Origin of the sequence: Acrocarpospora corrugata (genome assembly GCF_009687845.1) — a bacterium.
Taxonomy (GTDB): domain Bacteria; phylum Actinomycetota; class Actinomycetes; order Streptosporangiales; family Streptosporangiaceae; genus Acrocarpospora; species Acrocarpospora corrugata.
The window spans coordinates 22,818-32,423 of record NZ_BLAD01000107.1; the positions used below are offsets into that span (position 1 = coordinate 22,818).

Below are 9,606 nucleotides of genomic sequence, written 5' to 3' on the forward strand. Positions count from 1 at the left end.
GAGTCTAAATCCTCTTCTTGCGGCGGGCCGCGCGCACGATCGCCGCCGTGCCGATGACGGCCACGGTCGCGCCGGCGGCGGTGATGGTGGCGTCCTTGCCGGACAGCCGGCGGCCGACCACGGCGTGCTTGCCCTCGCGGTGCGACAGCAGCTCCTGCAGCGCGGCCTCGTTGGTCCAGGCCGGTTTCCAGCCCGCCTGCTGCAGCGCGGCCGGCGTCACCACCCACGGGTACACGACGTAGTGCAGGTCGGCGGCGGGGACGGGCGTGACGCCGAGCCGGTGCAGTCGCTGGGCGGTGCTGAAGGTCAGCCCGGCCGGCAGCTCGAACCGCCGCAACCCGGACACCTCCTCGACCTGCTCCATCTCCAGCCAGCCGTCGGAGCCGACCGCGACCACGCCGGTGACCTGGCCGAGCGCGGCCAGTTCCAGCGCTGAGACCAGATCGTCCAGATGGCAGAACTGCCAGCGCGGCAGGCAGCCCTTCACCACCAGCAGCCTGGGGGCCTCGAAGTGCCGGGTGACCACGGTGTCCACGTCCGGCCCGACCAGGGCGGCCGGGCGGAGCACGGTCACCTCCAGGCCCGGATGGGCCCGCAGCGCCCGGCGGGCCAGCGATTCGATCTCCAGGTAGTCGCCGACCACGCCGGTGTCCGGCTCGGCCGCCACCGGGGCGTCCTCGGTCAGCGGGACCGGGTTGTCGGCGGCGGCGCCGTACACCATCGCGCTGGTGACCAGCACGACCCGGCGCACCCGCGCCGCCGCCGAGGCGGTCAGCACGGTCTGGGCGGCTCTGATGTTGTACGCCCGGCGCTCGACCGGTTCGGCGTCCAGCCGGTAGTCACCGGCCAGATGCACCAGGACGTCCACATCGGAGATGCGGTTCGCCAAGAGCGGATCCCGGATGTCCAGGACCCGCCAGGTGACGTCGGGGACGTCACCTCGGGAGTCGTCGATGGCCACGACGCGGCGGAAATCCGCAGACGAGGCGACCTTCGCGAGGAACACCCTGCCTATCCCGGCGGCCGCGCCGGTGACGGCGACGACGGGCGGACGATGGCGTTTCGAGGTCGGCACGAGGTCCTCACTTTGCACTGATCCGCCCCACGACGGATAACGTGGCGGATGTGGACTCCTCCATCCTGCACGAGGTGGCGCGGTGACTGACCTGCCAGGTCGCGAAAACGACCCCAACGAAAATCCGTTCGCCATGTTCGGCAACCCGGAGCAGATCGCCGCGGCGATGCGGCAGTTCGCCGACATGCTGTCGGCGCCGCAGAGTTCCGGGCCGGTCAACTGGGACATGGCCAAGAACATCGCCAGGCACGCGGTGCTCGCCGAGGGTGGCGACCCCAGTGTGATGGAAGGCGAGCGGCGGCAGATCGTCGACGCCCTCAATCTGGCCGATCTGTGGCTGAACGAGGCCACCACTTTGCCGAGCGGCGTGTCGAACCCGCAGGCGTGGAGCCGATCGGAGTGGATCGAGAAGACCACCCCGGTCTGGCAGAAACTGTGTGACCCGGTCGCCGCCCGGATGGTGGAGACCATGAGCGGCACGCTCGGCGCGACCGGGCTGCCCGCCGAGGCCCAGGCCATGGCCGGGCCGCTGATGGGCATGATGAAGCAGATGGGCGGCATGATGGTCGGCCAGCAGATCGGCCAGGCCCTCGGCACGCTCGCCCGCGAGGTGATCGGCTCCACCGACATCGGCCTGCCGCTGTCGGACACGGCCGCGCTGCTGCCCGGCGGGATCGCCGCCTTCAGCGAGGGCCTGGAGACGCCCGCCGAGGAGATCAGGCTCTACCTGGCCCTGCGCGAGGCGGCCCACCACCGCCTGTTCCAGCATGTGCCCTGGCTGCGCGGCCACCTGCTCGGCGCGGTCGAGGAGTATGCCCGCGGCATCACCGTGGACGTCGCCGCGCTGGAGGACAAGCTGCGCGGCGTGGACGTGAACAACCCCGAGCAGCTGCAGGAACTCCTGGGCGGCGGCGACCTGCTCAAGCCCGAGGAGACCGAGCGGCAGAAGGCCGCCCTGGCCCGCCTGGAGACCGCGCTCGCGCTGGTGGAGGGCTGGGTGTCGACCGTGGTGGACGCCGCAGCCGAAGGCAAGCTGCCCTCCGCCGCCGCGCTGGGCGAGACCGTCCGCCGCCGCCGCGCCACCGGCGGCCCCGCGGAACTGACCTTCGCCACCCTGGTCGGCCTGGAACTGCGCCCCCGGCGGCTGCGCGAGGCGGCCACCCTGTGGCGCGCCCTGGGCGCCGGGCGCGGCCTGGACGGGCGGGACGCGGTGTGGCGGCACCCGGACCTGATGCCGACCTCCGGCGACCTGGACGATCCGACCGGATTCGTGAAGGGCGAGGCGGAGTTCGACCTGAGCATGCTCGACGAGAAACCCGGAGAGAAGCCGGACGGCGACGCAGAGTAGGCTTTCTGGGTGACTTTGCACACAGACGCGGTAGCCGTACTGGACGGGTGGGTTGCGCCCACCGAGGCGGAAGAACTGCTCCGCAAGGAGTTCCTGACCCATCTGGCCGACCACGACGACGCGATGTGGCGGGAGTGCGTGCCCGGCCATCTGACCGCGACCACCGCGGTGCTGTCCCACGACGGCGAGAAGATCCTGCTCACCCTGCACCCGAAGGCCGGGATGTGGCTGCCCATGGGCGGCCACTGCGAGCCCGGCGACGCCACGCTGGCCGCGGTGGCGCTGCGGGAGGCGGTGGAGGAGTCCGGCATCGAGGGGCTCAGACTGCTGCCCGGCCCGCTCGCCCTGGACCGGCACGAGGTGTGGTGCCATCCGCCGCGCTGCTGGCACCTGGACGTCGAGTACGGCGCGATCGCCCCGCCCGAGGCCGAGGCCGTGATCAGCGCCGAGTCGCTGGCGCTGCGCTGGTACCCGCTGGCCCGGATCCCCGAGCCCACCGACGACGCCACCCGGCGGCTGGCCCGGCGGGCCCGCGCGGTCCTGCTGGGCGAGCCGCTGGAACCGCTGGCATAGCTGCACCGTATCCACACATGTTCCTGGGGGAATGGCGCGTTCGCGCTGGTTATGGTCAGAGGCAGAGCGTGAGGAGAGTGGACGAGTCGGACGTCATCGAGGTCGGGGGCGTCATCGCGACCCCGAGTCGCGAGCACCGGCGGGGGTGGCGGCGGCTGGCCTGGTTCCTGGTCGTGCCGTGCGCGGCCTGGGCGCTGTTCCAGCTGGCCGGGCTGCGCTTCGGGGTGCTGGGTGTGGTGGTGAGCACCGCCACGCCGTACGCGGCGGCCGGGGCGCTGGTGGCGGTGCTGATCGCGGCGCTGGCCCGGGCGCGGGCCGCGGCCGTGGTCGGGCTGCTCGCGGTCGCCGGCCTGCTGTTCCAGGTGACGCCGCGCGCGGTGGCCACGGAGCAGCCCGCGGCCGGCGGCCCGACATTGCGGGTGCTGACGATCAACATCATGATGGGCGAGGCCGACTCCGACGTCCTGCTCGATCTGGTACGGCGGCTGCGCCCCGACGTGGTCAGCGTGCAGGAACTCGAACCGTGGGCGGTGATCGCGCTGTCCCGGAAGGGCCTGCCGGACATCCTGCCGTACACCCATCTGCTGCCCCGGCGCGGCGGCGCCGGCGGCGGGCTCTACTCCCGCTTCCCGCTGACCGCCCTCCCCGAGTTCGCACCCCGCCGGGGCCACGAGATGCCCTACGCGCGCCTGCTCATTCCGGGCGCGCCACCCGTGGACATCGCCGCCGTGCACCCGGTCAACCCGGTGAAACAGGGCACCCGGACCTGGCGGGCCGGGCTGGCCTCGATGCCCGCCTCCGGCGGCGACGCCATCCGGATCATGGCGGGCGACTTCAACGCCACCCTCGACCACCCGGAGTTCCGCCAGGTGCTCGCCAGGGGCTACCGGGACGCCGCCGAGGTCATCGGCGCCGGACTGACGCCCACCTGGCCGGCCAACTGGCGCACCCCACCGATGATCACGATCGACCACGTCCTGGCAGACCCGAGGGTCCAGGTGCTCTCGGTGGCGGCGCACACCATCCCCGGCACCGACCACCGGGCCGTCTTCGCCGAACTCCGGCTGCCCGCCACGCTCAGCTGAGCAGGCCCCGGGTGTTGTCCCAGCCCTCCAGGCCCGGATCCAGGCGCGCGATGTCGGCGGGCACCCGGAGGCGGTGCCAGCCGGGCCCGGTCGCGACCCGGCGCGGCCCCGGCGCTTGACCGCGCAGATGCGCGACCACGTCGGGACGGTCGAACTCGGGTACGGCCCAGCCGGGGAACGGCAGCCGGGCGGCGATCGCCACCGCGCCGCCGTTCTCGGCCGGGCAGACCGCGATCTCGGCCCGGCCCAGCTCCCGGAACAGCTTGCCGATCAGCAGCGGCGGCAGGTCGGGCGCGTCCGCGCTCACCACGACGGCCTCGTCGGCCGGGGGCAGCGCGGCGAACGCCTTCTCCGGCGACCCGATCGAGATCACCGGCGTTCCCGGCCAGGCGATCTCCTCAAGCCCCGCCACGCCCGCCGACAGGATCACCGGCCGGACCAGCTCAAGCCCGGCCACGATCTCGTAGGTGTCCTCGGCCAGCGCCAGCAGGAACGCGGCACGGTCCACTCCCGGCGGCGCCGCGTACCCCTGTTCGGGGGTGACCAGCACGGCCGCGATACGATCGGTCAACATTCCTCCGCTGATCCACTGGCGGCCATGGAGAATCCCTCAAGGAACCCGCGCGCCCGCTCGGCCTTGGGGTACCGTTCCACCAGCGCCCAGAACCTGGGGCCGTGGCTGGGCACCAGCAGGTGCGTCAGCTCATGCATGATCACATAGTCGACCACCCAGGCGGGCATACCCCGCAACCGGGCCGACAGGCGGATCGTGCCATGGTCTGGCGTGCAGGAGCCCCAGCGGTGCAGCTGGTTCTCCACCCAGCGCACGCTTATCGGCTCGGCCCTGCCGTCCAGGTACCGGGCCGACAGCTCTCTGGCGCGATCCAGAAGGTCGTCGTCGCTGGGGCGTTTTCGCTGTTCCTTCGCCGCGAGGCGATCGAGCATGCGCCGGACCCACTGCTCTTCGTCGGTCGAGCTGAGCCCAGCGGGTAGCAGCACGATGGTCTTGTCACCATCGCGATATGCGGAAACGGTTCGCCGCCGTCGTGCGCTCCGACGAACCTCGACTGTCTCGGGGGGCACATATGCAAGGTATCCGACACGCGCGGAATTCCACAGGGGGTGCAACACGTTCTCCCTGGTCAATCAGCGTTTCCCTGATGTTAAACAGCCCCGCTGACCTCTAGGGTTATCCACAGAGCGGAAAATCGGCGCTCGTCAGAGGCAAGAAGTATGGCAGGGTCACCCGGCTATGGGACTGCGTGACGCACCTCCGGGGTGGCCTGCCCGCCCGCGACTGAAGCCGATCCTGCGGATGCTGGCGCGCGATTCGCGCACCCTCCAGTTCGGCTCCCACCCGGCCCGCGCGGTCGTCCTCGCCGACGTGGAACCCCCGGTCCGCCGCCTGATCGAGGGCCTGGACGGCACCAGAACCCTGGCCCAGGTCATCGCCACCAGCGAGCTCGACCCCGCCGCCACCCGGGAGACCATCAAGCTCCTGACGGCCCGCGGCCTCCTCGACGACGCCGCCACCCCACCGCCCCCGACGCCGAGCCAAGCCGACCGCGAACGCCTCCGCCCCGACCTCGCCACCCTCTCTTATTCCGGTACGGACGGGGGGTCCCACACCATGACCCGCCGCCGCGACACCCAGGTCCGGATCTACGGCGCGGGCCGAGTCGGCACCCAGATCACCCTGCTGCTGGCCGCCGCCGGCATCGGACACCTCTGCGTCGTCGACCCCGGCACCGCCCGCAACGACGACGTCGTCCCCGGCGGACTCAGCTGGACCGAGGTCGGTTCTCCGCGCGAGGACGGCGCGGTCGCCCTGGCCCGCGCCATGACCCCCGGCGTCAACGCCTGGCCCGGCCGGACCGCCTCGGCGATCGGCGACGGAGCCCCCGGCCCCGACCTGGTCGTGCTGGCCCCCATGGAACCCCTCGATCCCGTCCTGATCCGGGACCTGACCCGCCGCGGCCTGCCGCACCTGCTGGTCACCAGCGCGGAGGGCTGCGGCGGCGTCGGCCCGCTCGTCCTCCCCGGCGAGACCGCCTGCCTGGACTGCCTGGACCTCACCCGCGGCGACCTGGACCCCGGCTGGCCCGCGCTCAGAACCCGCCCCGGTGGCGAAACCGCCTGCGACACGGTGCTGTCCGCCCTGGTGGCGGCTCTGGCCGCCGGTCATGCGCTTGCTTTTCTCGACGGCGGGAGGCCCGCTGTGAGTAACGGCACAGTAGATATTTTGCCTGATCGACGCTGGCGGCAACGGTCCTGGCGGCGTCATCCGCGCTGCCCTTGTAGTCGAAAGGTCCAGGCTGCGCTAACAATGGTCGCGTGACTGACCTACCGCGCAACGCCGTGACGCGCTCGGCGAAACTGGCGGCTCTGCCGCTCGGATTCGCCGGGCGTACCGCGCTTGGGCTGGGCAAGCGGCTCGGTGGCAAGTCCGCCGAGATCGTCGCCCAGGAGATCCAGCAGCGGACCGCCGAGCAGATATTCAAGATCCTCGGTGAGCTCAAGGGCGGCGCGATGAAGCTCGGCCAGGCGCTGTCGATCTTCGAGGCGGCGCTGCCACCGGAGATCGCCGGGCCGTACCGGGCGACGCTCACCCGGTTGCAGGACGCGGCGCCGCCGCTGCCGGTGGCGACGGTGCACAAGGTGCTGACCGAGCAGCTCGGCGAGGACTGGCGGGAGAACTTCCTGGAATTCCAGGACCGGCCGACTGCGGCGGCGTCGATCGGGCAGGTGCACCGGGCGGTCTGGCACGACAGCCGTACGGTCGCGGTGAAGATCCAATATCCCGGCGCCGGCAAGGCGCTGATGTCGGATTTCAATCAGCTTGCCCGGTTGGGCAAGCTTTTTGGGGTGCTGCTGCCCGGCCTCGACATCAAGTCGGTGCTCGGTGAGCTCAAGGAGCGGGTGGGCGAGGAGCTCGACTACTTCAAGGAGGCGGAGGCGCAGCACGCGTTCGCCCTGGAGTTCAAGGACGACCCGGATTTCTGCGTGCCCGACGTGATCGCGGCCAACGAGCAGATCCTGGTGACCGAGTGGATGGACGGCACCCCGCTCTCGAAGATCATCACCGACGGGACCAAGGAGCAGCGCGACCGGGCCGGGCTGCTGCTGGTCCGATTCCTGTTCTCCTCACCCGCCCGGGTGGGCATGCTGCACGCGGACCCGCATCCGGGCAACTTCCGGGTCCTCGACGACGGGCGCCTCGGCGTGCTCGACTACGGCGCGGTCAACCGGCTGCCGGACGGCTACCCGCCGGTGTTCGGGCGGCTCACCCGGCTCTTCAACCAGGGGGACATGGCCACCGTGGTCCAGGGCCTGCGCGACGAGGGGTTCATCCTGCCCCACATCACCATCGACGGTGAGGCGCTGCGCGGCTTCCTCGCGCCGTACGTGGAAGCCACCCAGGTGGAGGAGTTCACCTTCAGCCGGGCCTGGTTGCAGGCCCAGGCGGCCGGCGTGACGGATCTGCGGCCGGGCAACGTGGTGCGTCAGCTCAACCTGCCGGCGTCGTACGTGCTGATTCACCGGGTGCACGCGGCCGGAATCGGCGTCCTCTGCCAACTGGGCACCACCGCCCGATTCAAGGACGAAGTCATCCGCTGGGTCCCGGGTTTCGCGGCGTAAATCGGCCCCGGCGAAAAGGGCGCGCCGCGCGCTGATTTGCCTTGGCGTGATGACCCGGATAGTCTTCAGACACAACGACGCGGGGTGGAGCAGTTCGGTAGCTCGCTGGGCTCATAACCCAGAGGTCGTAGGTTCAAATCCTGCCCCCGCTACCAATGAGAAAGGCCCGGAGAAACTTCCGGGCCTTTTCGCATTTCCGGGCATCCGTTAGAAGGTCTTCGCCACTTCGCGCGCCGCCTCTTCCGCCTTCTTCAACTCGACCGGGTAGTCCCCCCAAAGCGCCGGGTGGAAGCGGATGCCCTGAATGTCGTCGATTCCGGCCCACCGAAGCCAGCCTTCGAAGAACGGCGACTGCGCGTTCTCCCCCCATTCGGCGCCGAGCCCGGGAGCCCACACCGCACTGGTGTAGACGACGGCCGCCCGCTTCCCCGACAGCAGCGGAAGATACCCGCGTTCTCCATCGATACCGAAGACCAGCCCCGGCTGACTGACGACGTCGATGAACTGCTTGAGGATGTACGGCACGCCCCCGTTCCACATCGGCACACTGAACAGGTATTTGTCGTACGCGTCGAAGCGCCGGAAGGTCGCGACCGCGTCCTCCCAGGCCGACTTCTGCTCGCCCGCGAGCTCCCCGCCGGTCATGACGGTCATCTTTGCCCCCGCCGCGGCCGGGCCGAACTCGGGCAGCGTCCCGTCCCAGAGATCGAAGTGGTCGACCTCGCCTCCCGGATGCCCGTCCCGATACTCGGCCAGGAACGCCTCGGCGATCCCGCGCGAGAGCGAGGCGGAACCCCGCGGGGACGCGGAGATGTGCAGCAACCTGCTCATGAAATTCCCTCCCAATCGGACTTCGGTCCGTTTCTGAGGCGAGACGATACGGACCGCAGTCCGTTTCGTCAAGCGCCAGATAACCCGCAACAGCCGCCTATCCGCTATGACGGCCGAATGACCGTCACAGCGACAGGCGTGGGAGGAAGAGCGAAACGGGGCGGAACGCGATCAGTGCGGCAGCGATCGGCTCATCCCCACGCAGCGCCGCAACCGGCTGCTGCTCGGGCCCGTCCGCCGGGGCGGTGCCGGAGTCTCGCCCATCGAGGCGAGCAAGGCCTGCGCCGCCGTCGCGTCGGCCAGAATCCGCGACACCTCTTCGCCGGTCGGCAACTGACCATGCTTGGCCAGCTCGTGCATCACAAAGAGCAGCGGCTCATCCGAGCCCGCCGCCTGCGCCGCCACACTCGCCCGGCTGGCGGTGAGCAGCGCTAGATAGTAGGTACGCAAGGTCGCCTCCCGCATGCGAACCTGCTCAAGGTCGTCCAGCAGCTCGCGCGCTATCCGAAGCAGGTCGCCCGAGTGCGTGCCCTCGGCCGTGATGTGTGCGCGGATGTCGTCGAACTCCGACCGCTGCGTCATGATGGCCACCTCCACGACAGGAGTCCGGGCGTCAGGTTGGCGCCGGCGGTGCTCCCGCATCTTGATTCGTATCCCGGGACGATTGCGGATGGCTTGACATCGGGTTGTTCAGACCGTCGTCCTGCGCCAGCCGATCGTTCGGTGCTATGTAGATGCGCGAGTGACCTCGATGGTTGTCAGGCTCGCGCCTGCGGTTTGCGACGTGAGCACTCGACGGAACTGTTAGTCTTCTGGAGTCGGTACGGCCCGGCGCAATCCACCTCCTCGCTTCAGCGGGTGAGTCATGGCTTGCCGCGGTCGGCCCTGATACCCCTGCTGACAAGCCCGATCAGGCAGTCGTTGCCAAGCGGATGTTGATCTGGTAAGTTAGAGGGGTTGCCCCGGAAACGGGGTGGTCCGAATTCCCGCAGGGAGGCCGGGTCGGCGTCAAGGATCCTCTAGTAGGACGATTTGACAGCAGGCAGGCTGATCGC

The 9,606-nt window shown here is 70.3% G+C and carries 10 protein-coding genes and 1 tRNA gene; 6 read left to right on the plus strand and 5 right to left on the minus strand.

All coding sequences use genetic code 11. The features are described 5' to 3' along the window. Positions 1–4: 4 nt before the first annotated feature. A complete protein-coding gene (locus tag Acor_RS38090) occupies positions 5–1,075 on the minus strand; it encodes an NAD-dependent epimerase/dehydratase family protein (protein ID WP_246239696.1) in 1,071 nt (356 codons plus the stop codon). Between the two features lie 82 nt (positions 1,076–1,157). Here Acor_RS38090 and Acor_RS38095 point away from each other — a divergent pair, with 82 nt between their 5' ends. The 3 genes from Acor_RS38095 (at position 1,158) to Acor_RS38105 (ending at position 4,081) form a co-directional block, all read left to right on the plus strand. Then, on the plus strand, positions 1,158–2,423 hold the full coding sequence (locus Acor_RS38095; protein ID WP_246239697.1) for a zinc-dependent metalloprotease: 1,266 nt from the start codon (positions 1,158–1,160) through the stop codon (positions 2,421–2,423). 9 nt (positions 2,424–2,432) lie between these two features. Then, positions 2,433–2,996: an NUDIX hydrolase gene (locus Acor_RS38100; protein ID WP_155341630.1), complete on the plus strand. Its 564-nt coding sequence runs from the start codon at positions 2,433–2,435 to the stop codon at positions 2,994–2,996. Positions 2,997–3,073: 77 nt separating this feature from the next. Then, on the plus strand, positions 3,074–4,081 hold the full coding sequence (locus Acor_RS38105; protein WP_246239699.1) for an endonuclease/exonuclease/phosphatase family protein: 1,008 nt from the start codon (positions 3,074–3,076) through the stop codon (positions 4,079–4,081). On the opposite strand, the gene Acor_RS38110 is transcribed toward Acor_RS38105, so the two are convergent. Together Acor_RS38110 and Acor_RS38115 are read right to left on the minus strand one after the other, a co-directional pair. Further along, positions 4,074–4,655, minus strand: coding sequence for a glycosyltransferase family protein (locus tag Acor_RS38110; protein ID WP_155341632.1), 582 nt, complete (start codon positions 4,653–4,655; stop codon positions 4,074–4,076). The genes Acor_RS38105 and Acor_RS38110 overlap by 8 nt on opposite strands. After that, positions 4,649–5,164, minus strand: a complete 516-nt coding sequence (locus tag Acor_RS38115) for a M48 metallopeptidase family protein (RefSeq protein ID WP_155341633.1) — start codon at positions 5,162–5,164, stop codon at positions 4,649–4,651. The genes Acor_RS38110 and Acor_RS38115 overlap by 7 nt, the downstream gene beginning before the upstream one ends. A 232-nt stretch (positions 5,165–5,396) precedes the next feature. Between Acor_RS38115 and Acor_RS38120 the strand changes: the two genes are divergently transcribed. From Acor_RS38120 to Acor_RS38130, 3 genes are all read left to right on the plus strand, one after another. Further along, on the plus strand, positions 5,397–6,419 hold the full coding sequence (locus Acor_RS38120; protein WP_246239701.1) for a ThiF family adenylyltransferase: 1,023 nt from the start codon (positions 5,397–5,399) through the stop codon (positions 6,417–6,419). Further along, entirely contained in the window at positions 6,416–7,720 is a 1,305-nt protein-coding gene (locus Acor_RS38125) for an ABC1 kinase family protein (RefSeq protein ID WP_155341635.1), read from the plus strand. The genes Acor_RS38120 and Acor_RS38125 overlap by 4 nt, the downstream gene beginning before the upstream one ends. 78 nt (positions 7,721–7,798) lie before the next feature. Continuing rightward, a tRNA-Met gene (locus tag Acor_RS38130) sits at positions 7,799–7,875 on the plus strand. 52 nt (positions 7,876–7,927) lie between these two features. Here the strand turns inward: Acor_RS38130 and Acor_RS38135 are convergent. Next, entirely contained in the window at positions 7,928–8,551 is a 624-nt protein-coding gene (locus Acor_RS38135) for an FMN-dependent NADH-azoreductase (RefSeq protein WP_155341636.1), read from the minus strand. Positions 8,552–8,722: 171 nt separating this feature from the next. After that, entirely contained in the window at positions 8,723–9,133 is a 411-nt protein-coding gene (locus Acor_RS38140) for a hypothetical protein (protein WP_155341637.1), read from the minus strand. Positions 9,134–9,606 lie beyond the last annotated feature (473 nt).

Excerpts from the sequence above, each read along its gene's own strand:
- Acor_RS38110 (WP_155341632.1), bottom strand. The coding sequence starts at position 4,655 with ATGTTGACCGATCGTATCGCGGCCGTGCTGGTCACCCCCGAACAGGGG.
- Acor_RS38120 (WP_246239701.1), top strand. The coding sequence starts at position 5,397 with ATGCTGGCGCGCGATTCGCGCACCCTCCAGTTCGGCTCCCACCCGGCC.
- Acor_RS38135 (WP_155341636.1), bottom strand. The coding sequence starts at position 8,551 with ATGAGCAGGTTGCTGCACATCTCCGCGTCCCCGCGGGGTTCCGCCTCG.
- Acor_RS38140 (WP_155341637.1), bottom strand. The coding sequence starts at position 9,133 with ATGACGCAGCGGTCGGAGTTCGACGACATCCGCGCACACATCACGGCC.